Below are 22,608 nucleotides of genomic sequence, written 5' to 3'. Positions count from 1 at the left end.
CACTCCATCACGTAATACATGAAGCGTTCTCCTCTTCCTCAAGCGTCGGCGTGGTCGTCTGCCGCGGGACGCTTCATGAACTTGCTGGCGGCCTCGTAGGCATCCATAAAAGCCTGGGTGGGCTTGGAGCCCGAGCAGACCTCATCTCGTAGCTTGTCACTCGTGAACCAGGGGCTCTTCCAGGCGCTGGGATGAGCCTGGAGCTTCGGTCTCAGATAGGCAGAGACGGCGTACAGCTTGTCCTTGATGAGGTAGGGAGGCGGCAGTTCGTCCTTCTTCTGGCACTCTTCGCACACATCCATGTGGTCGAAGAGATGCATCGCGAGCTTGTCCAGCGTCCTCTGCACCTTCTCGCTGTAGACGGCGTGCGTGTCATGGAATTGCCCGCCCGCGACCTTGACCACGGAGGCCGCGTAGTTGATGCACCAATTGGGCTTGGAGGCCCGGAGCACCGACCACGTGTCCTTCATCTCCGTCTTTCCCGCGCGGATGGCATAGCTGCCAGGAAGCCATACGCCATTGTGACTCCCGTTGATGTTGTAGCCCACGTACGCGGAGAGGGTCCACGACTTGCCACTGGTGGACTGGACCTTTCCGCCCTTCTTCATGAATTCATACAGCAAGCTTGCCTTCAGAGAGGCATTGCCAGGAATCACGTGGTGCGCAGCCACCGTGAACGGCAGCACCTTGTTCTCCACACCATCCGCCCCCGGCACACGTACCTTGACGCCGGTGCGGTCGGTATCCTTCTGCGTCTCCTTCGTCGTCTCCGGAGGAGGACAGGGCCCACCCACGGTGCCTGCCTTGCCTGGGGAAGCCGCAGCCAGATTGTCGCCCAGGACGCCGCCGTTATTGGCCTGCATCTCCACGACCGAGTCCCGGTCATCCTCCTCAATGCTCTCGGGCTCCTCTTCCAGCGACTCCACGGCGGCTGAGTCCTCCTGGAAGGGACACTTCGCCTTGACCTCATCGGCGAGGGCCTGAGCAATCTTCTCGAGCATCTCCATCGCAGCTCTCCCTTCAGCGCCGTGGCGCGCTCAACCCATGATGTTCTTCTTGTTGTGGAAGAGCGGGTCCCCCAGGCGGCAGACATTCTTCCCTTCGAACTTCACGTTGAAGGAATACAGCATGAACTCGGCGGGCCCCTTGGTGGAGCCGCTCACCACGCCGCCCCCCGCGGTCCCCGCCTCGTCACCGCTGGTCTTCTTGTACTCGGCGCCCTTCACCATGGGCATCTTCCCGTTGACGGTGACCTTCTTCGGCCCCTTGGACGTGTCCGAGGCCATGCCGGCATTCGGATACGGCAGCGGCACCGGGCCTCCGGGAGACGGGGTCTTGCACACGTCCGGGAAGACAATGCTCTGTCCTCCGCTGTCCTCTGTCGCGATGCCCCGGCCATTGGCGAAGACTGTCGTTCCCATGTGTGCCTCCTAGGCTGCAATCCCTTCGATGATGACCGCCGCCCGCTCTTCCTGGTCCGAGGAGCACCACGCCAGCCACGCGCCTTCGCGGTACCCCTTCGACAACCCCAGCGAGGCCAGGGCCATCAGCATCGGCCCGAGCGCCGCCCCCGGGTCGCCCATGCACTCGACGGGGTGCTCGACACGGAGCGGGTCCGCGAAGTACCGGGCATGCCGCAAGCTGGCGACGCCCCACTCCTTGGCCCAGAAGTTCTCACCATTGAAGGTGGTGTAGACGCCCTGGACCTTCCGTCCCCGTCCATCCCACTGCTGGAAGACTTCCTGGAAGGCCGCGGCCAGCCCCTCGCCCCGGTAGGGCTTCGTGCTGGAGCGATGGCCCTCCTCGCGGCCCTGTCCCAGCGCGCAGATGCGGGCCAGCGGCGCGGGCCCCGCACGCCGCCCGGTGTCCGCCAACCGCAGACACAGGAACGCGGCGCCTTCTCCCGGAACAAAGCCGTCGGAGAGCCCCTCCGCGAGCAGGCGGTCTTCCACGTCCAGCGCCGTCAGCAGCCGCAGGTCCAGGTACGTGTCCACGCCGCCCACCAGCACGTACGGCACCCGGTGGCCCACCAGCAGGCGCTGCGCCTCCCTCAACAGCAGGAGTCCGCCGGCGCGTCCCTGGGGAAACAGCCGGCTGTGACGCAGGTCCAACGGAATGCCCGACTGCGTGGCCAGCAACTCCAGGAACGCCGCATCGGGCGCGGTGGTGCCGTCGGCGCGTGACTCGGGCACGGCCAGCAGCAGGGGCAGCGGCGAGGACAGTCCCTGCGCTGCCTCCTGGAGCGCCCCGGTCGCCAGCCTCAACAGCCGCTGGTGACGAATGGGAGCCCGCGAGGCCCACTCCGCCAGCCCCGCGTCGATGGGCGGAAGGTGTTCCTCCTCCAGGAAGCCGGTGATGAAGGGCTTGAACCGCTTGTTCAACATGGGCGACAGCCGGGTCCGCGCAATCCCGGCGCGCACCGCCGCGGCGGTGGAGCGGGCCGTCAGCCCCACGGCGGTGACCATCCCCACCGAGCAGATCTCCACCGGGCGCCAGGGCTCCATCAGGCGGCTCCCTTCACGCCATCCAGCGACTTCACCCGGAAGCGGGCGCCTTCGACCTTCAGGACCTGCTTGTCGCACGGGAGCGCCCCCCGCCACAGGAGGCTCAGCCGCTCCTCGCCCGGCTCCAGCAGCACGGTCTCCAGCCGCATGCGAGCCTGCTGCGGGCGGCCCGCAATCCTCGCGGTGACGTCGAGCTCGCAGCGGGGCAGGTTCAGTCGCACCACCCCCGAGGGGGACAGGTTGCGAAGCTCCACGGGCTCGCCCCCCACGAGGAAGCCCGGGGCACACAGGCCGGGGCTGGCGGCACGGAAGTAGTCCGGCTTGAAGTCCACGGGCAGGTAGGGCGCGCGCCGGGTCCGCCACGCGTCGTCATAGGTCCCCGCCATCGCCTTGCGTGGCATCCACGACGGCGCGACATACCCCACGCCCACGGGCGCCGGCGCATCCGAGATGCCCTGGATGGGCGCGCGCGGGTCCTCCACGTTCGGCAGCGGCAGGTTCAGCATCTCCGAGGCGCTGCGCTTGCCTCGAAAGCCCCGCCCGACGGGATTCCTCGGCTCGGCCAGCACCTCGCCCGTCGCGCCCTCCCGCACGTGGGTTCCCCCGAACGCGCGCTCGTAGCGCAGGGGCATCCGCACGAAGGGCTCGGGCGTCGAGCCGCGTGGCGACATCACCCCGCCCTTCCACTGACGCTCTCCGAAGACCTGGAGGGTGCGCTGCAACGCACCCACGCTCATGGAGACGAGACAGGTGGAGACCGCCCGGCCTCCCGGCGAGAAGGCGTCGCCCACCAGCACCACGTCCGTGCCGGGCTTCAGGAGGTGCACCTCGCTCGCGTACTTCAGGCTGGAGGCTCCCGGCTCTCCCCAATACGTGTCGCCGAGCACCAGCGGGGGCTGCGCCTCCGCCACCTGAAGCACACCGGCACGGAGCTGGAAGGTCGCCTTCACCGTCAGGTACACCGTGTCCACGCCCTGTTCATCCGGAAGGATGAACAGGCCGGGAACGAAGGGCGTCTCATTCTGGACCTGGAGCATGGGCGCCTCCTTCCCTAGCCAAGCGCCTGCGCCAGTGGCGCCTGCAAGCGGACCTGGACTCCCGAGGACACGACCTGCTGGAGCATGGCGCGCTGCAGGCCCACCCGCGCCCGGGTCTGCACGCGGCACGCGCCACGGGTGCGCAGCGCCAGCTCCCGCGCCAGCACGTGCCGGCGCCGCATGGGTTCCACGGCCAGCGCTTCCATCAACACCGCCGCGTCCAGCGGGCGCCCGCGCAGGTAGCGCCGGCCTGACTCGAACCCCGGGCGTGCGCTCCGCCACCACGCGGCCACCGCTTGCGCGCGGGGCAGGGGCAGGTCGTCCTCGGGACGCAGCGTCAGGTCCGCCTCCGGGTCGTCCTCCTCGGAGGCCTCGGAGTCCTCGTCCCGCGCCACGGAGAAGTCGCCTTCGAGCCGCAACCCCGTGATGGCCCCGAAGGCCTCACCGGCGAGCGCGGCCACCTTCGGGTCCTCCATCCAGGTGAGGCAGGCGTCGGCGGCCTCCACCCGCCCCGAGAAGCCCAGCGCCCAGAGCACCGGGGCGCGGAGCGGCGCCTGGCCGAGCAGCTCCACCAGCCGCGCGACGTCCTTCACCCCACCCCCCAGGGCCCACAGGACCAGCGCCTCGGGCTCCCAGGCTTCGACCGCGCGCGCGCAGGCGACCCAGGCCTCGCGCAGTCCATGCACCAGGCCCGCATCCATCAACGCGGCACACGGAATGGAAGCTCCCGCGCCCAGCAACCCGAGCAGGGGCCTCCGGAACTCCTGGCGGGGCGCGGCGATGGCCCCTTCGAGCGCGCTGTCGCGCACGCGCGCATCCTCATGTTGGAGAAAGGACCCCACCCGGTGGGATGGGAGCGCGCCGCGCGCCGCCAACGTCCCCACCACGTCGGCCAGGATCGCCGGCACGTCCGTACTCAGCAGCGCACCCAGGCGCGCATCCAGGTCCGGACACGCGGCCAGCGCCAGGGGCGCCCGCAGCAACGGACGCAGCTCCGGGTCGCCGAGCCCCAGCTCCAGCAGCCACCCCGCCTCGCCGCCCTCCAGCAGGGCCAGGGCCGCGGCCGCCACGCGGCTCGGGTCGTCCGGAACCAGCGCGGGCGCGAGGATGGCCTCCACCGCGTCGGAGCCCGCCGCGACCAGCCCATCCACATGGGCCATGAGCCGCTCCTCGACCACGGCCGTCTCGGTCAGGTCGTAGTCGGGCGCCAGCAAGGAACGGCCCCGCTGGAGCCACTGCCAGGACGCCTCGTCGAGGTGCTCCTCCACGACATCCCGCAGCATCCGGCCCATGGAGCCTCCTCTTCACCTGAAGTGAAGAGTGACACTCCCACAGGCTGTGAGGCAAATGACGGGAGGCCAGGGGACGGGAGGTCCCCCTGCGTGGGGAAGGTCCGCTCCCCCGAAGACGTCAGCTCGCGCGAGCCCGCGTCCGGGCCTTCCGCGCCGGCCGCGCGCGGCTCTCCGTCATGTTGGCCTTCGGGCCGTAGAGCCGCTCGTAGTCCTTCATGCTGCGCTTGATGACCTCGAGCGCCTCGGGCTGGTCATAGACCTCGGCGATTTCGACGCTGCGCTTCCCCTCGCCCGGAATCTGCTTGTACGTGAGGAAGTAGTGCTTGAGCCGGTCCAGCAGCGCGCGCGGAAGCTGGGCGATGTGCTGCAGCTCGCCGTACACCAGGTCCGACTCCAGCACTGCGATGATTTTGTCGTCCGCCTCGTTGCCGTCGACCATCCGGAAGCCGCCGATGGGCACCGCGCGCACGAGGAGGTTCCCATTGGAGATGACCTTCTCCGTCAGCACGCAGATATCAATCGGGTCCTTGTCACCGAGGATGTCCTTGCGGCCCGTGCGCTCGGCGCACCGCTTCGCCACCAGCTCGTCGCAGTACGTCTGCGGGATGAACCCGTAGAGCGTGGGGCACTGGCTGCTGAACCGCTGCGGGCGGTCCAGCTTCAGGATGCCGGACTCTTTATCCAGCTCGTACTTCACGGCGTCCGTGGGGACGATTTCGATGTACGCGGTGACGATGGAAGGGGCTTCTTCCCCGGGCGTGATGCCATGCCACGGGTGAGCCTGGGATGTGGTCTGTACGGGCTTCTTCATGGAACGTCTCCCGAGCGCTTGCATGCCTCGGCATAGAGTTGAGCGACCGCGTCCTCCAGCCTGCGCGTCAGCGCATCGCGGTCTTGAAGCGTCAGGCCCTGCGTGGAGATGGGCTCGCCCACCACCAGCGCCACGCGCTGGCCCCACCGCACCGCCCTGCCTCCCTTGGGAAGGATGAGCCGCGTCCCTGACACGGCCAGCGGCACCACCGGCACGCCCGCCTGGATGGCGAGCGCCGCGGCCCCCTTCTTGAACGGCCGCAAGAGGCCGTCCTCGCTGCGGGTGCCCTCCGCGAAGAAGAGCACGCTCACCCGCTCACGCACCGCGCGCGCCGCGTCGGACAGGCGGGACCTGTCTCCTCCGCCTCCCGTGCGCTCCACGGGAATGTTGCCCGCGCGCCGCATCGCCGCGCCGAACACCGGAATCTTGAACAGCTCCGCCTTGGCCACGTACCGCGTGTGCTTGCGGATGTGCGCGAAGTTCAGCGGCGCGTCGAAGTGGGACTGGTGGTTGCTCACGAAGACGACGTGGCCCTCCGCGGGGATGTTCTCCAGCCCCACCGCCTCGTGCCGCACCCCCGCCGACGCCAGCACCGAGCGGCCCCAGAGCACCAGCGCCTGGTCCGCCCGCTCCACGTCCTTCCGCAGCGACAGCGCGGACACCACGGTGGAGAACACGCCCGTGAGGCCCACCGCCGCCGTCCCCGCGAACGCCGTCTGCAGGAGTTTGCGAATCACACGAACTCGTGGGCGGGGAACAGGAGGACATCCGAGATGCGCTGGACCCCGAGCAGCAGCATCAGGATTCGGTCGAGTCCCACGGCAATGCCCGCCGCGGGCGGCATTCGACCTACCGCGTCAAGGAACCGCTCGTCCAGTGGATACACGGACCGCCCCAGCCGGCGCCTGAGTTCCTGTTCTTCTACCAGCCGTGCCCGCTGCTCTGTCGGGTCTGTCAGCTCCGAGAACCCGTTCGCCAGCTCGAGGCCCTTCGCGTACAGCTCCACGCGCTCGGCCACCGCCGGGTCGCCTGGCTTCAGCCGGGACAGGGCCGCCATGGACGCCGGGTACTCAATCAGGAAGGTAGGCCGCTCGTGCCCCAGCCCCGTCTCCACCCGCTGCAGGAAGAGGTGGAAGAAGATGTCGTCGAAGCTCTCGGCGTCGCCGGTGCGCACGCCCGCCGCCTCGGCCGCCCGCTTGAGCGAGGGCCCGTCCGCATGCACGCGGATGTCCACGCCCGTGGCCCGCAGCACCGCGTCCCGCACCGTGAGGCGCTCATAGGGGGTGCGGGTGAAGAAGGCCGGGTCGGCGCCGGGCTCGCCCTCCGTCGCGGAGCGGCCCGCCTCGGCCAGCGCGCCCTCCAGGTCCGCCATGATGCCGTGGTAGTCCGCCTGGGGCCGGTAGAACTCCAGCATGGTGAATTCCGGGTTGTGCGTGGGGGACACCTCGCCGTTCCGGAACACCTTGCAGATTTGAAACAGGGGGCCGGCCCCGTCGGCGAGCAGGCGCTTCATCGCGTACTCGGGGCTGGTGTGGAGGTAGAGGGTGCGAGCCCGGCCCACGTCGGTTTCCGGGATGAAGCCGGCCTCGAAGGCGTTGATGTGCGGCTCCATGCCCGGGGCGGGGATGAGGAGCGGTGTCTCCACCTCCAGGTAGTCCTGGGCGGCGAAGAAACGTCGCAGGGCGGAGTAGAGGGCCTGACGACCCCGGGCAGCCCGCCATTGAGAAAGGTTGGGCATGGGCAGCGCGGAAGTAACATGAGGCCCCACATGCACCCAAGGATTCCCCTGCTGCTCGCTGTTGCCTTCTGCATCAGCGCCTGCCCCAAAGGTCCACCGGCGGATGCCCGGCGGCTGCTCTCCGAGCAGCAGCAGCTCACCGCCGACGTGAAGGACCTGTCCACGCAGGCCGAAGCGCTCCTGGAGGCGCAGCACCGGCTGGTGTGGGTCTTCTGGACGGAGGGCCGCCACGTGGACGTCGCCGGGACGTACGTGGGCAAGGAGGCGCTCTTCAGTATTGAAAACATCCGGAAGATCGACCGGCTCCGGCAGCTCTCTCAGGACCCGCGCGAGGTGCGCGCCCTCACCGCGCTGCACTCGCACTTCGCCGGGGAGTACCTCTCCCGCGCGCTGGCCGAGTTCAACGACGCCGCCGCCAACCTGGAGGCGTCCCTCACCTTCACGGTGGACGGGAAGGAGCTGCGCTACCGCGACTTGGAGCGCCTGCTCGCCAACGAGCGGACTGCGGCGCGGCGACACGCCATGTACGCCGCGGCCACACCGGCGCTCGAGCGGCTCAACCAGACGCTGCGCCGACGCGAGGAGCGCGCGGAGGAGCTGGTGAAGGAGCTGGGCTTCGCCTCCTACGAGGCCTTCGGCGGCGAGCTGCGGCAGTCGGACCTGGGGAAGCTCAGCCTGCTGGCGGAGGAAATCCTCCAGGCCACGCAGGCGCCGTACCGGGTGGTGATGGAGCGGCTGAGCCAGCGCGAGCTGGGCGTGCCCTTCAAGGACATCACCCGCGCGGACATCCCCCGGCTGTTCCGCTCGCGCGAGGTGGAGGACGCCTTCCCCAAGGGAGAGTCCCTGCTCAAGGCGCACGGCACGCTGTCGGGGATGGGCATCGACCTGAGCGAGCTGCCGAACGTGAAAATCGACGCCCGTGACTTGCGCGGCAAGAGCTCACGTCCGCTGGCGCTGGCGGTGCGGGTGCCGGACGACGTGCGCCTGTCCTTCAAGCCGGGCTCGGGCGTGCTGCACCAGGGGCGGGTGCTGCACGAGTTCGGACACGCGCTGCACGTGGCCTTCACGAAGGAGCCGCGCTTCGAGCTGGCGCGGCTGGGCAACCCCACGGTGGGCAAGGCGTACTCGGCGCTCTTCGCGGACCTGGTGGAGGACCCGGTGTGGCTGGAGGAGCACGCGGGCGTCTCGGGGGAGCAGCGCTCGAAGTACCTGGCGGCGTCCAGCGCGCACAAGCTGTACCTCATCCGCCACGCGGCGGGGCGGCTCCTGTACCAGTTGGAGCTGCACCGGCGCGTGGAGGCGGACCCGAAGGAGCTGTACCGCGAAATCATGTCGCGCACGGACGACATCCCGATGACGGACGAGGACGTGGCGCGCTACTTGGTGGACCAGGAGGACTTCTTCCAGTCCGCGGACAGCTTCCGCGCGTGGTTCCTGGCGGGGCAGCTCCAGGCGCAGCTCAAGGCGCGCTTCGGCCCGGCGTGGTGGCGCACCCCGCAGTCCGGCCAGTTCCTCAAGGACTTGTGGGCGAAGGGCAACGCCCTCTCCGCGCGCGAGGTGGCCGAGGCCATTGGCGAGAAGGGAATCCAGCCGGACGTGCTGCTGCTCCGGCTGGGCACCACGCTCCAGGTGCCGATGAAGCTCAACCTGGAGGGCGTGGAGGACGCCATCCTCCCCTCGGCTCCGGGGCTGGAGGACTTCACCCAGCCGCCCCCGCCACCCGGCCTGGAGGAGTTCACCGCGCCGCCCGAGCAGCCGAAGCCCGCACCGAAGGCCCCGACGCCTCAGACGGGCGACGGTCGCTGACACGGCCCTCCTGAAACAACAGGGCCCCCATCCGCGGTGGATGGAGGCCCTGGAATCGCTTCACGTCAGCACGGGACTACAGGAGCTTCATCAGCTCCGCGCGCTTGGCGTTGTACTCCTCGTCGGAGAGCACGCCCGCGTCCTTCAGCTCCTTGATTTCCTTCAGGCGCTGCGCGGGGCTGCGCGTGTCGGCGGGAGCCGCCTGGGGCGCCGGCTCCGGCGGGCGCTGCTGCTGGCCCTGCTGGTTCATGAACTGCTGGGCCATGCCGAAGCCCATGCCCATGCCCATGCCGCCCAGCGCGTTGCCGGCACCACCGCCGCCTTCGCCGCCGCCCTTGGCCATGCCCTCGGCCGCGCCGAGCATCGCCTGGCCCTGCGCGTACTGCTGGAAGCCACCGGCCAGCCGCGAGTACGCCACGTCCTTGGACAGCTTCTTCAGCGTCGCCTCGTCCTCCGGCTTGATGCTGACGTGGAAGTTGCCCATCCGCACCACGGTCATCCCGTAGGTGTCCACGTGCGGCTTCAGCCCGCTGATGACCTCGGTCTCGATTTCCTCCGTGTACGCGCCGCTCGTCACGTCCAGCAGCGGCCAGCGCTTCTTGACCAGCAGCTCGGCGATGCGGTCTCTCGTCACCTTGAGGACCTGGTTCTTGAACCAGCCCAGCAGCTCGTCGTTGCCGGTGCGGCCCATGCCCACCAGGCCCACCACGAGCTTCTCCGGGTCCGTCACGCGGATGGAGAAGTCGCCGTACACCATGGTGCCGATGCCCAGGCCCGTCTCCGGATCTCGCACGTCACCGATGGGGCCGCCGAACTTCACGCCCGCGAACTCGCGCACCGAGACGAAGAAGACCTCGGAGATGAAGAGGTTTCCGCCGGTGAAGCCCTCAATCAGCCGGGACAGGAAGGGGATGTTGTTCGTGTCCAGCGAGTGACGGCCGGGGCCCAGCTTGCCCTCGACCTTGCCGTCCTTCACGAAGAGGGCGACCTCGTCGGCGTCGACGGTCAGCTGGGTCAGCATCCGGATGTTGTTCTCCGGATACTTGTAGATGATGTCGCCCTTCGCCGTGTCCGCCCGGGCGATGAAGTTCCGCTTCGCCTCGCCCTTGATGGAATCGAAGATACCCATTGCTAGTCAGCGCCTCCGTGGCCGCGTTGGCAGCCGGTCGACCCGCACCGCCACCCACAACCTCTTAAGAACGTGGCACCCGCGACGAAAGCGCGCCCGCTGCCGCCCGGCTGCCCGCTCGTAAGATGCCAGTTTCACTGGCCATTGCCTAGCCGCTCGGTCACCGGGCCGCCAGCCAAAGCGCGGAAACCGACGTCCGGCTCAGCCCCAGCGGCTCACCAGGCGCTCGCGGTCCAGCAGGCGGATGCTGGCCCACAGCAGGAAGCCGTCCAGCACCAGCACCACGGCCCCCTGGAGCGCGTAGTAGCCCAGCCCCGCCTTCAGGAAGCCCGCCACCTGGCCGCCCACCATGCCCACCAGGGGCAGCACCACCAGCGCGGAGAGCTGCTGGGCCATGCGCGCCTCGCTCACCCGCGCGGAGATGAGCACCGCCACGCCGTTGCCGAAGAAGGCGAACAGCGGGGCGATGACGAACACGCCGAACGTCCACAGCGCGTTCGGCATCAGCGGCATCTTCACCAGCGGCCACGCGACGATGTCCACGCCCACGCAGAAGAAGAGGAAGGCCACCCAGGTAATCGCCACCGCGGGCACCAGGGCCGCCAGGCTCTTGCCCGTCACCAGCTCCGCCGACGTCACCGGCGACGCGAGCAGGGGCTCCAGCGTGCGGCGCTCCTTCTCCCCCGCCACGCTCTGCGAGGCGATGAGGATGGGGACGAACACCGGCATCACCAGGAACATCCCGAACCAGTCGGTGAGCGTCTTGTCGATGAGGAAGCGCGCGGCGCTCGCCCCCAGCGGCAGGCTGGGGTCATAGAACAGCGCCACGCTGCGCAGGTCCGCGTGGTTGGGCGTGCGCACGTAGGACCACACCACGCCAATGGGCACCAGCACCATGACGGTGGGCAGCACCGCCATGGACACCAGCAGCCCCACATTCTTCCGCAGGTCGAGGAAGTCCTTCCAGAACACCGCCATCGCCCGCCGGGGACGGAACGCCATGCGCTAACACTACTGCGTCAGGAGCCCGAGGCGTGAACGGTCCAGGCCCAGTTCGCCCTTGAGGCCTTCTCTGTCGGCCTCGCCCGGTAGCGTCCTTCCGGGTAGGCGTCGGGGGGAGGGCCTGGCCACCCTCCTCGAGGAGGTGCAGGCGGTGGGCCGGGGCCTGCCGCGCTTCGTGGAGCGGGAGTTTGCCCGCTATTGGGAGTGCGGGGTACTGGCCCATGGCTTCGCCCGGGTGCGCTGCGAGGGGTGCAAGGACGAGTTGCTGGTGGCCTTCAGCTGCAAGGGGCGGGGCCTGTGCCCCTCCTGTGCGTGTTCCGGGGCAAGCCGAGCACCGATTCCGGGCCAAGGTGGAGGTGCGAGCGCCGCCGAGGAGTCGCCCTCGCTGCGCGCAACTGGAGGGCTTCTCCCTGCACGCCAACACCCACCTGCATGCCAATGACAGGGAGGGGCTGGAGAGGCTGTGCCGCTACGGGGCGAGAGGGGCCCTGGCGCTGGAGAGGCTGACGAGGCTGGAGGATGGGCGCCTCTCCTACCGCACGAAGCTGCCGCTGCCGGACGGCACCAGCGACCTGGTGCTGCCGGTGGACGCCTTCCTGCGGCGGCTGGCCGCGCTGGTACCTCCGCCCGGCAGCAACCTTGTCCGCTTCCATGGCCTCTTTGCCCCGGGCGCGGCGCTGCGGCCCCGGGGGTACCCAAGTCCGAGGCGCCAGCGCCAATTTCAGCGGAGGCCCCTGCTGGCGCTGCGGAGGTGCGGAGGAAGCAGCGCGCTGCGCGGTTGGACTGGGCGACACTGCTGAAGCGCAGTTTCGACTTCCACGTCTTCACCTGTCCTGGCTGCGGCGGGCGCCGGAGGGGACTGGCGGTGCTCAAAGGCCCCGGAGTCAAGGAGGTGTTGAGGCACCTGGGGTTGCCCACCGTCCCCTGGCCCCTGGCCCCTGCACGAGGCCCGCCCCAAGGGGAGTGGCTGCACGGAAGGGCACAGGCCCCCGACACCTCGGTTTCAGCGGCACCGGCTGGGCCCCAGAGGCCGCCCGACAGGCAAGCCGTGCGCGCGCAGGCAGGCGGCGGGGGCCACGCCCCCCCTCGAGGGCCACGGCCCGCCAGCGTCCGAGGGGGCGCATCGAGGGGCTACCGGACGCCGAGGTGAAAGGGGCCGCCCATTCCGCCTGAACGTGACGCTGCACTGAGGGGGCGTGGGAGCTATACCTCGGTGAACTTCACGCCCGTGGCCTTCTCCCGCTCCAGCGCGGCCTTGAGGTCCTCGGAGACGATGAGGACGATGGGCCAGCCCCAGGTGCGGAATACCTTCGCCTCTCCCACCTTCGAGGGGTCGATGCGCAGCTCGTAGACATCCCGATACTCACCGACCTTGTCGGGCCGTTCATCCTCTGGAGTCCAGTACACAACCTCCGTGGACCGCTGGTCATCAATGCAGCGGATGAGACGGGTCGCGACGAGGATGCAGTACTGCTCGGGCTGCCTGGTGACTTCCACGGGAACGAGCTGCACGTCCGTGGGTGCGAGTTCCGTGAAGAGGGCAGCGAGCCGTGCGTGGACGACGGGGGTGCTGAAGCTCGCATGAGAGAAGTCGAGCCGCCGGCCGGCGCCCCGAACGGGAATCCGGAGGTGCTCCTCGACATGCAGCGGGCGCCCGTCCGTGAACTGCCAGGGGTCCTCGAGCTCGTGACCCTGACTGTCCGCCGGATGCCCCAGGTCCCAGCGGTTCGGGATGGAGACATCATCGGAGAGTCTGAAGTACCGCTTCGACATGGCGAGGGTCCTGCCTATTCGCGCTGGGTGAGGAGCCTGTTGAGGGTGGAGCCCGGAGTACTGGCTTCCCGGGCGAGTCGCTCCAGTTCCCTGGTGAGTACCTTCCGGCATTGCTCGAAGCCCTGGCAGTGCCGCGTTGCGACCTCCAACCGCTCGTAGATTCGCTCATGGTACCTCTGGGGATGAGGCCCTTTGTGGCCCGCGACCGGAACAATGTTCTCTGGGTCGCCCAGCTTCATTCCGGCTTTCTTGAAGAGGTCCCTGAACCTCGGCGTCCATGGCCCTCCACGCGCGGTGGAGATCTCGTTGCGGATGGTGGCCAGGTGATGGTCCTCGGTGCGGACTCCACCGCCTGGGCCTCGGGCCGCCATGGCCAATGCATTGGGGGCCAGGATGATGGAGAGCTGGCCCTTCACCACCCCCACCGCACTCACGCCCTCGACGGCGGCGAGGTTGAGGCCAACCTGCGAGGCGCCCAGTGCCGTGGCTTCCGCGAAGCTCGGGAGAAGGGGAAGCCGCGAGGCCAGCCACGTGGTGCCCGCCGTCACTCCCCGGGTCAACAGCGCCGTCATGGCCAGCACGAACACGCGAGCCCCTTCCGCGCCGAGGACCTTTCCGAAGCGCTCGCCCGCCTCTTCCAGCTCCTGGAACGTGGTGGCCCTGTCCGCGGACTGCTTCAGCTCGAAGCAGGCGCTCACGAGCGCCAGGAAGGCGTCGACGCCCAGGTACACCACCAGGACGGCCGCCAGCACCGCCGCCACCTTGGTGAAGACCGGCTCGGGGTTCGCCGCCAGCGCCACCCAGGAGACCAGCCCCGTCACCACCACGGCATAGAAGAGCTGCGGATTGACGGTGTCCTCCACCGCATCGGCGATGCTCTCGTGCATCGGGTCCAGTGACAGGCCCAGCGCCAACGTCAGCTTGTGCATGGGGCTGAAGTGCAGCCCGTCCTCCAGGAGGGAGAGACAGTCGCCACCGGCCTCATGTGCCTGGCACCACCGCCCATAGCTCTTGCGCAGCGCACTCCGCAGGGCGGTGTCCACGGAGGAACCCCGGGTGGAGGCGCGCACCAGCCACCCGGCCTCGGCGGGGCGGATGAAGAGGGGCAGTTCCACCACGAGCCGCGTCAGTGCCTCCTTGAAAGCATCCTCGTCCACCTTCACGGACCTGTCCCCACGGGGAGGCCTGTACTCCAGCGGTCGACCCTGGCCCGTGTCCAGGCGCACCACGCGCGTGCCCGCGCAGCCCGTCGCCGTGAGCAGCAGGGACAGCCCTATCGCGAAGACTTGTCTCACCGGAGCCTGCCGTGTGGGGTCATCCGGGCATTCTACGGTGCCTTGCTGCCCTGGACGCCGCTCGGTACTGACCGGGTCCCCGGCGCCGAAGCGTTGCCTGCCGCGCGTCGGCTGAGGCCCCAGCAGGCGCTGCGGAGGTGCGGAGGAAGCAGCGCGCTGCGCGGTGGGACCAGGCGACGCTGCTGAAGCGCAGTTTCGACTTCGACGTCTTCACCTGTCCTGGCTGCGGCGGGCGCCGGAGGGCACTGGCGGTGCTCAAAGGCCCCGGCGTCAAGGAGGTGTTGAGGCACCTGGGGTGGCCCACCCTCCCCTGGCCCCTGGCCTCTGCACGAGGCCCGCCCCAAGGGCAGTGGCTGCACTGAAGGGCACAGGCCCCCCGACACCTCGGTTTCAGCGGTACCGGCTGGGCCACACAGGCCGCCCGACAGGCACTCAGTGCGCGCGCAGGCAGGCGGCGGGAGGCCGCGCACCCCCTCGAGGGCCACGGCCCGCCAGCGTCCGAGGGGGGCGCACAGAGCGGCTACCGGACGCCGAGGTGAAAGTGGCCGCCAATTCCGCCTATGCGTACAGCCCGAGGTCCGCCTGGTTCTGGGCGTGCTTCTCATCGAGCTGGGCAGCCGCCATGAAGGCGCGACACGCCGCCTTCCAGTTCTTCGCCTCGTAGGCGCGGGTACCTTCCGCTCTCAGTTGTTCGAAGGAAGGCGGGGCCGCCACGAGGGCGAGCGCGAGGAGCAAGGAGGCAGGAAGCATGGTCCCCATCTTCTCACGCAGCGCCCCCATGGGAGGCATGGCCGGAGGGCCGGGCGCTGCCCACCGACACCCGCTGAGCGCTACCCCTGCCAGGGGTGGTGCTGGAAGAGCCAGTCCCGCTCGCCGACCAGCCGCTCCAGGCCCTGGAGCACGGTGGGCGCTTGCGACACGACGACCTCCGCGTTCAGGAGCTCCCGGACGGGGCCGCACGCCTCACGCAGCCGCCGGGCCGCCTTGGCGAGCTCCAGGTAGTGGGGGGCTTGCCGCGCGCGCTCCTGGACGAGGTGGTCCGCGGTGGCGGCCAGCAGCGGCGCCAGGAACCAGCCGGGCGTCAACACCTGGAGGAGCTTCTGGGTGAGCGTCAGCGACAGCTCGGGGTGCACGTCCGGGACGCGGAGGGTCAGCCAGAGCGCCTGCGCCAGCAGGCCGGTGTCCTCGCGAGTGGGCGCGTGGACCGCATTGTCGAGGGCCGCGACCAGGTGGGCCCACTGCCGGGCGGAGGCGAACAGCGGCGCGGCCCGGAGCCACAGCGCGCGGCTGCGCGCCACGTCTCCCTCCTCGCGGGCGTGCAGTGCCATGTTGTGGAGGGCGGCGGCCGCGCCGGCTGCCTCCCCGAGCCGCTCGTGCAGCTCGAGGGATTCCTGCCAGAGCTTCGCGGCGAGAGGGGCGTCCTTCAGGTTGGAGACGACGGTGGCCAGGTTGAGGAGGACGGTGGCCCGCGCCTTCATGTCGCCCAGCACCTCGCTCAGATTCAGGGCCCGTTCCAGGTATGGGCGCGCCTGGGCGTCGTGGCCACGGGTGGCGAAGTCGCAGCCGGCGAGCTCGACGAGCATGAACTGCCCGCGCACGTCCCCCGCCTTCTCCAGCACCTCGCGGGCCTGCGCCAGGAGCTGGGAGCCGCCGTGGGCGTCGCCCTGCTCGAACAGGAGCCTGGCCATCTCCTGGAGCATGGCGGCGTGATTGCGCACGTCGCCCCCCTGGGCGAAGAGCGTCGCGGCCCGCCGCCTCAGCGCGAGCGCTCGCGAGGCGTCCCCGAACCGCGCGCTCACCTCGGCCAAGTTGTTGAGGATTTGAGCCCTGACGCGCACGTCGCTGGCGGCCTCGAGGAGCGCGTCCGTTTCGTGCCAGCACTCGAGGGCCTCGTCGAGGTTGCGCGCGTTGAGCAGCTCATGCGCCCGCTGGTGGAGCGTGAGGGCCCGCTCTCGGAGCTCGGCCGGCGGGAGCCCGGCGCCCGGCAGGGGCCCGGCGGCGCGGGACGGCGCGTCCTGGCGGGCCGTGGCGCGGGCCATGGCCGTGAGCGTGAGGTTCCGTCCCTGCTCGTCGCCCAGCTGCTCGAAGAGGCCCAGCGCCTGCCGCCAGAGCATGAGCGCGCCGGGGACGTCTCCGCCCACGGAGACGGCCGTGGCCAGATTGGAGAGGGTGGCGGCCCGGTTCTTCGCCTCGCCGCCGTGCTTCTGGAGCGCCAGCGACTGCTCCAGGTACTTCCGGGCGGGGAGGAGCTCTCCCTGCATGAGCGAGGACTCGCCCAGGAAGTGGAGGGTGACGGCCTGGGCCGCGGTGTCGCCGCGCTCCTCGTGGAACGCGAGGGCCCGCGTCCAGAACCGCGAGGCCCAGGCCGCGTCGCCCCGCGAAAAACAGAGGCGGCCCATGGTGGTGAGGACGTGGGCCATGGCGGCGCGGTCGCCCTTGCGCTCGTGGAGCGCCAGCAGGCGCTCCCAGAGTGAGAGGGCATAGGCGCCATCCGGCAGCCGCGAGGCGAGCGAGCCCATGTTCTGGAGCGAGGCGAGCTGGTTCTCCACGTCACCGGCCTGCTCGTAGATGTGCAGGGCCTGCTCCCAGGCGGCGAGGGCGCGGGGCGCCTGGCCCTGCATGGCCAGGCCCGTGGCGAGGTTGGAGAGGCTCAGGGCCGCGCCCTGGAGGTCCCCCAGCCGCTGCCGCAGCTCGAACGCCTGCTGCGACAGCTGCACGGACCGGTCGATGTCCTTGCGCTCGAAGTGGAAGAGGGCCAGTCCCTGGATCGCGGTGGCCAGCGCGGCCTCGGAGCCGGGCCCCATGGGAGGCCGCTGGAGCGCGGCGATCTCCCGCTGCGTGGCCTGCATGGCGGTGTCGAGGTCCCCCCGGGCGTATGCGAGCCTCGTCAGGAGCGAGTACGCTGCGGCCTGTCCGGGGAAGTCACCCGTGTGCTCCAGCAGGGGGAGCGCCTGCTGGCACTTCGCCAGGGCGGCGTCGTGGTGGCCCTGGGCCTCCAGGAAGCGAGCTACGGACAGGAGGATGCGGCTCTGGCCGCTGACGTCGCCCACCTGCGAGGCGATGTCCATGGCGCGCTGCCAGTGCTGCCTGGCGCGGGAGAAATCCCCCATGTGGTGCAGCGCCTGGGCCATCCGGTCGAGGAGGGTGGGCTGGCTGACGAGGTCCCCCTCCTGCACGCAGAGGTCGAGTGCCTGCTGCCAGCACTGGAGCGCGCCGGAGAAGTTCCTCTGGATGGCCTGCTCGGCGCCTTGCTTGAAGAGCGCCCGGGACCTCTCCCGTGCGCTGTCTCCCGTAATGCTGGAGCTCATCCGTGCGTCTCCCCGTCGCGAGTCATGCGGTGGCGACTACTATAGGAGAGGACCCGCTGGAATACCTTCTGGCCAGGCTCGAGGCGTTGTCCGTGGTCCGCCCGACGACGTCGATGCGGGGTGTCCTTCAGCGCCGCGGCCTGAGCCTCAGCAGTCGAGCTTCATGATGTCGATGGCCGGGTCCCGCTTCTTGATGAAGTCCGTCAGATCGGAGAGGCGCTTGATCTCAATCATCTCTCCAGGCGCGTCGCGGTTCGGGAGGCGAAGCACATGGCCTTCCTCGACGAACTCGGCCATGGCCTCGAGCTTCCTGGCGGCGACGGCGTGAAGGGAGCCGACCTGATAGCCATCCAGGATGGAGAAGAGCCCGGCTTCGTCAATCGAGGGGTTGGCCTGGAGCTCCCCTCCATCCCACCGGCTCCCGCCCGGCCGCTTCGAGAAGCACCACATCTTCCCTCAAGCCGAGGACCTTGCCCCGTGGTTCGGGCAGCAAGGCGTCAAAATCCACGACTACACCCTGCCGATTCCGCGCGACATGCACAGGCGGATTCATGAGGGGGGGCCTTTGGAACCAGGCTTGGCGAGATTTCATGCGGGCGAACCGAAGAGCCACCCCCGAGGAGATTTACAAGCACGCGGGGGAACTCATCCACCGCTTCGAGCTTATCGGCGGCCCCATTCAGTCCTACCATTCGCGCCCGGGAGCGTGAGGGCTGATGAGCCGGTTCTTCTTGCTGGATGAGGACAGGGCGGCGGCGGCGAAGTACGGCGGGGAAATCAACGCGTGGCACAAGTTGGCGCTACCGGGCGTGAGCTGCCACACCTGCGGCGCTACCTGGACCGACGTAGGCCACGAGTACCCGTGCGTTGACCTGTCGCAGTTGCCAGAGCGGGGAGAGTTCGAGAAGGCCAGGCCCGAGCCCTTGCCCGAGTTCGCGCGCCTGCGCGAGTTGGTGCGCCCTCTGGTACCTCTGAATGCGGAGCTGCCGCCCGGTACGGGCTTCGGTCCGCTGGTGGGCCGTGCCCAGGGGGAGTTCGGCCTCATCGCATGGGTGTGGGGGCAGAAACTCCTGCTGCGCCGCGACGTGCTGGAACGTCTCCAGGCAGAGGGTGTGCGGGGCTTGCTGGCCTGCCCGACAGCGCTGCGGTTCCGACAGAAGAACCCGCCGGAGCTGCTGGAGCTCCAGGTGGAGCCTCACGGTCGGCTGCACCCGGACTGCATCCCCCCGGACGTGCCTCCACCATGCGTCTCCTGCGGTCGGCACGCATTCAGATGGCCCGCTGAACCCATCCTGGACGCGGCGTCCCTGCCCACGGACCTGGACCTGTTCCGGGTGGGCAACTTCGCCACGATGCTCATCGGCACCGAGCGCTTCGTGGAGGCGGTGCGCCGCCTGGAACTGGACGGCATCACCTTCCGCGAGCTGCCCGCGCGCTGAGTGGCGCTGGAGAACCGCGCTCACCTCCGGTTGAGGAGCCTGCCCTCTGCACGAGGCCCGCCCCAAGGGCAGTGGCTGCACTGAAGGGCACAGGCCCCCCGACACCTCGGTTTCAGCGGCACCGGCCAGGCCACACAGGCCGCCCGACAGGCACTCAGTGCGCGCGCAGGCAGGCGGCGGGAGGCCGCGCACCCCCTCGAGGGCCACGGCCCGCCAGCGTCCGAGGGCGGCGCACAGAGCGGCTACCGGACGCCGAGGTGAAAATGGCCGCCAATTCCGCCTATGCGAGGCTTCGCTTCCCGCCGCCTCCACATTCAGAAGCCCAGCAATCTCACCGGGTTGCTGGGCTTTTTCCTTGGCCGCGTTGCCGCCAGCTGATGAGGGCGATGCCGCCACCGACCACTCCCACTGTCGTCGGAAGGTAGAAGAAGAGGAAGCCCTTCGCCGAACCGCGTGAGCAGCCAGACCGTCAAAGCCACTCGAAGCAAGGACACAAACCCGGCCAGCCCAATCAACCCCATGGCCAGCCAGAGGCGAAGCCGGCCCGAGGGAAGCGATGCGAGCTGCCTGTGCCAGCAGGCGGAGCAGCTTCCCTCCTCGAGCTGGCAGCTCGCGCAGACGAAACGGCCGCAGCGCTGGCATGTCCCTGTCGACGACTGCCCGGGGTGCTCGGGACACACCGCGTCGATGGCCACGGGTGGAAGAGGCTGAAGCTGCAGTTCCACGGCGTCTTCGCTCCAGGCGCCAAACTGCGGCCATCTCTGGTCCCCCAAGCAGGAGACGTGTCGCCCCTGCGTGCCGCCCACCCTGCCATGAGCAGGCCCCGAGGACGACAGCTCCGCGCGGGGCAGCAGGAATGCCTTGTGCCCGCCGCCCGAGTCCACGTCGCATCGCTCGCTCCATGTCACCCCCGCGGGCGTGGTCGGCTCCCTGGCGGTGCACGGAACCCGGGGCAGGCTCAATTCCTCATTGGACCTGAACCGGGGACGCGTTCATTCCAGCGCGGCCATTGCCCAGCTGTCCGTCCTGGTTAAGGCCCCAGGCCCGGACGGTGCCGTCCGACTTCAGTGCCAGCGAGTGCTTCGCGCCTCCGGCCACGGCCGCCACCCCGGTGAGGCCCGGCACCTGCGCGGGAGTCGATCGCCGGCTGTACGTCCCATCGCCCAGCTGGCCATCATCGTTGCGGCCCCAGGCCCAGACGGTGCCGTCCGACTTCAGCGCCAGAGAGTGAAAACCGCCCACGGCCAGGGCCGTCGCTCCGGTGAGGGCCGGCACCTGCGTGGGCGTCAGGCGCCGCGTGGTGGTCCCATCCCCCAGCTGGCCTTCCGAGTTGTAGCCCCAGGCCCAGACGGTGCCGTCCGACTTCAGTGCCAGCGAGTGAAAACCGCCCACGGCCAGGGCCACCCCGGTGAGGGCCGGCACCTGCGTGGGCGTCAGGCGCCGCGTGGTGGTCCCATCGCCCAGCTGGCCATCGTCGTTGAGGCCCCAGGCCCAGACGGTGCCGTCCGACTTCAGTGCCAGCGAGTGCTTCGCGCCTCCGGCCACGGCCGCCACCCCGGTGAGGCCCGGCACCTGGGTCGGCGTCAGCCGCCAGGTGGTCGTCCCATCGCCCAACTGGCCATCGTCGTTGACGCCCCAGGCCCAGACGGTGCCGTCCGACTTCAGCGCCAGCGTGTGATGCTGGCCCGCGGCCACGGTCGCCACGCCGGTGAGGCCGGGCACCTGCGTAGGCGTCGGCCAGTAGCCGTACTCCTGGCCAAGGCTGACGAAGCCCCAGATCCAAACGGTGCCGTCCGACTTCAGTGCCACCGAGTGTGAGTCGCCCGCCGCCACACCGGCCATGCCGGTGAGGCCAGGCATCTGCGTCGGCGTCGGCCGTAGGGGGACCGGCACCGACCCATTGCTCAGCTGGCTGAACGTGTTGTCGCCCCAGCCCCAGACGGTGCCGTCCTTCCTCAGTGCCACCGTGTGGCGGGAGCCCGCGGCCAGGGACTGGCTATTCGTGAACAGGGAGGGCGTCGGAGCGAGGGACTTGCTGAGAGCCGTGCCCCAGGACCAGAGGGAGCCGTCCTTCTTGCGCACCAGTGTCTGGTGGTAGTCCGCGGCCAGGCTGGACACGCCCGTGAGGCCCGGCACCTGCGCGGGGGTCGTCCGCGAGTTGAAAGACCCATCGCCCACCTGGCCGTTCGAGTTGTAGCCCCAGGCCCAGACGGTGCCGTCGGCCTTCAACGCCAGCGAGTGCGCGGCGCCCCCGGCCAGCGCCACCACCCCGGTAAGGCCGGGCACCGGCCCGGGCGTCACCCGGGGGCGGGTGGTTCCATCACCCAGCTGGCCTTCCGAGTTGTAGCCCCAGGCCCAGACGGTGCCATCCGCCTTCAGCGCCAGCGAGTGGATGCCGCCCGCGGCCACGGCCACCACACCGTCGAGACCGGCCACCTGCGTGGGCTCCAGCAGATAGGGGTTGTCGATGGAAGTGCCCACCTGGCCCGCGTCGTTGCCGCCCCAGGCCCAGACGGTGCCGTCCGACTTCAGTGCCAGCGAGTGCCTGTTGCCCCCGGACAGGGCCACCACCCCGGTGAGCTCGGGCACCTGGATGGGCGTCACCCGTTGGGTGAGTGACCTATTCCCCAGCTGGCCGTACTTGTTGCTGCCCCAGGCCCAGACGGTGCCATCAGACTTCAATGCCAGCGAGTGGCCATGGCCCGCGACCAGGACTTCCACGTCAGCGAGGCCCGGCACCTGCTCGGGCGTCAGCCGTATGGGGTCGCTCTCATTGTTGCCGCCCGTCTCGAGGTGCATGTTGTAGCCCCAGGTCCAGACGGTGCCATCGGCTCGCAGCGCCAGCGCGTGCGACTCGCCCGCGGCCAGGGTCTCGACGCCAGTGAGGCCCGACACCTGCGTGGGGGTCACCTGGGGGATGAGTGTCCCATTCCCCAACTGGCCAAGGTTGTTGCGGCCCCAGGCCCAGACAGTGCCGTCCTCCTTCAGCGCCAGACTGAACTCCAGGCCCACCGCGAGTGGCTCGGCGAAACGCGCGTCGGCCGGAATCCCCGCATCCTCGTCACCCGGCGTTCCGGAGTCGGCGGGGCCGCCCGCGTCGTCCGGTGTGCCGGAGTCGGAAGGGGTGCCCGCATCGTCCGGCGTGCCGGAGTCGGTGGAGGTGCCCGCGTCGTCCGGTGTGCCGGAGTCGGAAGGGGTGCCCGCATCGTCCGGCGTGCCGGAGTCGGTAGAGGTGCCCGCGTCATCCGGTGTACCGGAATCTGTGGGGCTGCCGGAGTCAACCGCGGTACCCGAGTCGGTGGGGCCATCCAGCGCCTTCTCCCCGGCACATCCGGCCAGCGCCGCGACACACAGACCCACAGCCAGGCTCAGCAACCAGCTTCTGCTTGCTCGCGTCATTGCTCTCCCTCCGTGCGACGGCCCTGCTTCTCTCCGCGGCGATGCCGCATCCTCGCGCTCAGCCGTGACGGGAAA

General features: G+C 69.7%; 19 protein-coding genes and 2 pseudogenes. 5 read left to right on the top strand and 16 right to left on the bottom strand.

The genetic code is table 11. The features are described 5' to 3' along the window. Window positions 1-38: 38 nt before the first annotated feature. From G4D85_RS10100 to epmA, 8 genes are all read right to left on the bottom strand, one after another. Window positions 39-1,007, bottom strand: coding sequence for an AHH domain-containing protein (locus G4D85_RS10100; RefSeq protein WP_164010460.1), 969 nt, complete (start codon window positions 1,005-1,007; stop codon window positions 39-41). A 30-nt stretch (window positions 1,008-1,037) separates the two neighbouring features. After that, a complete protein-coding gene (locus G4D85_RS10095) occupies window positions 1,038-1,421 on the bottom strand; it encodes a DUF4150 domain-containing protein (protein ID WP_164010457.1) in 384 nt (127 codons plus the stop codon). Window positions 1,422-1,430: 9 nt separating this feature from the next. Continuing rightward, the gene (locus G4D85_RS10090; RefSeq protein WP_240359179.1) at window positions 1,431-2,504 is read right to left on the bottom strand and encodes a hypothetical protein; all 1,074 of its coding nucleotides are present in this window, start codon (window positions 2,502-2,504) and stop codon (window positions 1,431-1,433) included. Then, window positions 2,504-3,541, bottom strand: coding sequence for a DUF2169 family type VI secretion system accessory protein (locus G4D85_RS10085; protein ID WP_164010454.1), 1,038 nt, complete (start codon window positions 3,539-3,541; stop codon window positions 2,504-2,506). The genes G4D85_RS10090 and G4D85_RS10085 overlap by 1 nt, the downstream gene beginning before the upstream one ends. Window positions 3,542-3,555: 14 nt before the next feature. Further along, window positions 3,556-4,833 (bottom strand): TIGR02270 family protein, encoded by a 1,278-nt coding sequence (locus G4D85_RS10080; protein ID WP_164010452.1) that lies wholly within the window; start codon window positions 4,831-4,833, stop codon window positions 3,556-3,558. A 118-nt stretch (window positions 4,834-4,951) separates the two neighbouring features. Further along, window positions 4,952-5,644 (bottom strand): inorganic pyrophosphatase, encoded by a 693-nt coding sequence (locus tag G4D85_RS10075; protein WP_164010449.1) that lies wholly within the window; start codon window positions 5,642-5,644, stop codon window positions 4,952-4,954. Further along, window positions 5,641-6,381 (bottom strand): lysophospholipid acyltransferase family protein, encoded by a 741-nt coding sequence (locus tag G4D85_RS10070; RefSeq protein ID WP_164010445.1) that lies wholly within the window; start codon window positions 6,379-6,381, stop codon window positions 5,641-5,643. Before G4D85_RS10070 ends, G4D85_RS10075 begins: the two co-directional genes overlap by 4 nt. Further along, window positions 6,378-7,382, bottom strand: a complete 1,005-nt coding sequence (epmA, locus tag G4D85_RS10065) for an EF-P lysine aminoacylase EpmA (protein WP_164010442.1) — start codon at window positions 7,380-7,382, stop codon at window positions 6,378-6,380. Before epmA ends, G4D85_RS10070 begins: the two co-directional genes overlap by 4 nt. Before the next feature lie 30 nt (window positions 7,383-7,412). On the opposite strand from epmA, the gene G4D85_RS10060 reads away from it, so the two are divergent. Further along, window positions 7,413-9,188 carry a chromosome segregation protein SMC gene (locus tag G4D85_RS10060; RefSeq protein WP_164010440.1) on the top strand — a complete coding sequence of 592 codons (1,776 nt, stop codon included), beginning with the start codon at window positions 7,413-7,415 and terminating at the stop codon, window positions 9,186-9,188. Window positions 9,189-9,264: 76 nt separating this feature from the next. Here G4D85_RS10060 and G4D85_RS10055 read toward each other — a convergent pair whose 3' ends face one another. Both G4D85_RS10055 and G4D85_RS10050 read right to left on the bottom strand, forming a co-directional pair. After that, window positions 9,265-10,317, bottom strand: a complete 1,053-nt coding sequence (locus G4D85_RS10055; protein WP_164010437.1) for an SPFH domain-containing protein — start codon at window positions 10,315-10,317, stop codon at window positions 9,265-9,267. Window positions 10,318-10,518: 201 nt separating this feature from the next. Continuing rightward, window positions 10,519-11,319 carry an ABC transporter permease subunit gene (locus tag G4D85_RS10050; protein WP_164010435.1) on the bottom strand — a complete coding sequence of 267 codons (801 nt, stop codon included), beginning with the start codon at window positions 11,317-11,319 and terminating at the stop codon, window positions 10,519-10,521. A gap of 121 nt (window positions 11,320-11,440) precedes the next feature. Here G4D85_RS10050 and G4D85_RS50710 point away from each other — a divergent pair. Both G4D85_RS50710 and G4D85_RS49260 read left to right on the top strand, forming a co-directional pair. Then, a pseudogene (locus G4D85_RS50710) lies at window positions 11,441-11,629 on the top strand (transposase zinc-binding domain-containing protein); the annotation flags it as partial. Between the two features lie 46 nt (window positions 11,630-11,675). After that, on the top strand, window positions 11,676-12,119 hold the full coding sequence (locus tag G4D85_RS49260; RefSeq protein WP_240359178.1) for a transposase: 444 nt from the start codon (window positions 11,676-11,678) through the stop codon (window positions 12,117-12,119). Window positions 12,120-12,522: 403 nt separating this feature from the next. Here G4D85_RS49260 and G4D85_RS10035 read toward each other — a convergent pair whose 3' ends face one another. The 5 genes from G4D85_RS10035 to G4D85_RS10015 all read right to left on the bottom strand — a co-directional run bounded on the left by G4D85_RS10035 (window position 12,523) and on the right by G4D85_RS10015 (window position 18,145). After that, complete coding sequence (locus G4D85_RS10035) at window positions 12,523-13,092, bottom strand: imm11 family protein (RefSeq protein ID WP_164010428.1); 570 nt, start codon at window positions 13,090-13,092, stop codon at window positions 12,523-12,525. A 14-nt stretch (window positions 13,093-13,106) separates the two neighbouring features. Next, complete coding sequence (locus G4D85_RS10030) at window positions 13,107-14,387, bottom strand: AHH domain-containing protein (protein ID WP_164010426.1); 1,281 nt, start codon at window positions 14,385-14,387, stop codon at window positions 13,107-13,109. A 558-nt stretch (window positions 14,388-14,945) separates the two neighbouring features. After that, on the bottom strand, window positions 14,946-15,137 hold the full coding sequence (locus tag G4D85_RS10025) for a hypothetical protein (protein ID WP_164010423.1): 192 nt from the start codon (window positions 15,135-15,137) through the stop codon (window positions 14,946-14,948). An 80-nt stretch (window positions 15,138-15,217) separates the two neighbouring features. Continuing rightward, window positions 15,218-17,695: a tetratricopeptide repeat protein gene (locus G4D85_RS10020; protein ID WP_164010420.1), complete on the bottom strand. Its 2,478-nt coding sequence runs from the start codon at window positions 17,693-17,695 to the stop codon at window positions 15,218-15,220. Between the two features lie 147 nt (window positions 17,696-17,842). After that, complete coding sequence (locus G4D85_RS10015; protein ID WP_164009212.1) at window positions 17,843-18,145, bottom strand: hypothetical protein; 303 nt, start codon at window positions 18,143-18,145, stop codon at window positions 17,843-17,845. Here G4D85_RS10015 and sitA6 point away from each other — a divergent pair. Then, window positions 18,099-18,405, top strand: a pseudogene (gene sitA6, locus G4D85_RS10010) (SitA6 family polymorphic toxin lipoprotein); the annotation flags it as partial. The gene G4D85_RS10015 and the pseudogene sitA6 sit on opposite strands and share 47 nt — an antisense overlap. Before the next feature lie 6 nt (window positions 18,406-18,411). Beyond that, window positions 18,412-19,134, top strand: a complete 723-nt coding sequence (sitI6, locus tag G4D85_RS10005) for a SitI6 family double-CXXCG motif immunity protein (RefSeq protein ID WP_164010414.1) — start codon at window positions 18,412-18,414, stop codon at window positions 19,132-19,134. Window positions 19,135-20,100: 966 nt separating this feature from the next. Here sitI6 and G4D85_RS10000 read toward each other — a convergent pair. Continuing rightward, window positions 20,101-22,509 carry an RCC1 domain-containing protein gene (locus tag G4D85_RS10000; RefSeq protein WP_240359177.1) on the bottom strand — a complete coding sequence of 803 codons (2,409 nt, stop codon included), beginning with the start codon at window positions 22,507-22,509 and terminating at the stop codon, window positions 20,101-20,103. Window positions 22,510-22,608 lie beyond the last annotated feature (99 nt).

The sequence above is a fragment of the Pyxidicoccus trucidator genome (assembly GCF_010894435.1).
Lineage (GTDB): Bacteria > Myxococcota > Myxococcia > Myxococcales > Myxococcaceae > Myxococcus > Myxococcus trucidator.
Note: the sequence above shows the minus strand (reverse complement) of the source record. Positions and strands in the feature narration are given on the sequence as shown.

Coding starts and splice junctions, on each gene's coding strand:
- G4D85_RS10100 (WP_164010460.1), bottom strand. CDS start 1,007: ATGGAGATGCTCGAGAAGATTGCTCAGGCCCTCGCCGATGAGGTCAAG.
- G4D85_RS10095 (WP_164010457.1), bottom strand. CDS start 1,421: ATGGGAACGACAGTCTTCGCCAATGGCCGGGGCATCGCGACAGAGGAC.
- G4D85_RS10090 (WP_240359179.1), bottom strand. CDS start 2,504: ATGGAGCCCTGGCGCCCGGTGGAGATCTGCTCGGTGGGGATGGTCACC.
- G4D85_RS10085 (WP_164010454.1), bottom strand. CDS start 3,541: ATGCTCCAGGTCCAGAATGAGACGCCCTTCGTTCCCGGCCTGTTCATC.
- G4D85_RS10080 (WP_164010452.1), bottom strand. CDS start 4,833: ATGGGCCGGATGCTGCGGGATGTCGTGGAGGAGCACCTCGACGAGGCG.
- G4D85_RS10075 (WP_164010449.1), bottom strand. CDS start 5,644: ATGAAGAAGCCCGTACAGACCACATCCCAGGCTCACCCGTGGCATGGC.
- epmA (WP_164010442.1), bottom strand. CDS start 7,382: ATGCCCAACCTTTCTCAATGGCGGGCTGCCCGGGGTCGTCAGGCCCTC.
- G4D85_RS10060 (WP_164010440.1), top strand. CDS start 7,413: ATGCACCCAAGGATTCCCCTGCTGCTCGCTGTTGCCTTCTGCATCAGC.
- G4D85_RS10055 (WP_164010437.1), bottom strand. CDS start 10,317: ATGGGTATCTTCGATTCCATCAAGGGCGAGGCGAAGCGGAACTTCATC.
- G4D85_RS10050 (WP_164010435.1), bottom strand. CDS start 11,319: ATGGCGTTCCGTCCCCGGCGGGCGATGGCGGTGTTCTGGAAGGACTTC.
- G4D85_RS10035 (WP_164010428.1), bottom strand. CDS start 13,092: ATGTCGAAGCGGTACTTCAGACTCTCCGATGATGTCTCCATCCCGAAC.
- G4D85_RS10025 (WP_164010423.1), bottom strand. CDS start 15,137: ATGCTTCCTGCCTCCTTGCTCCTCGCGCTCGCCCTCGTGGCGGCCCCG.
- G4D85_RS10020 (WP_164010420.1), bottom strand. CDS start 17,695: ATGAGCTCCAGCATTACGGGAGACAGCGCACGGGAGAGGTCCCGGGCG.
- G4D85_RS10015 (WP_164009212.1), bottom strand. CDS start 18,145: ATGTGGTGCTTCTCGAAGCGGCCGGGCGGGAGCCGGTGGGATGGAGGG.
- sitI6 (WP_164010414.1), top strand. CDS start 18,412: ATGAGCCGGTTCTTCTTGCTGGATGAGGACAGGGCGGCGGCGGCGAAG.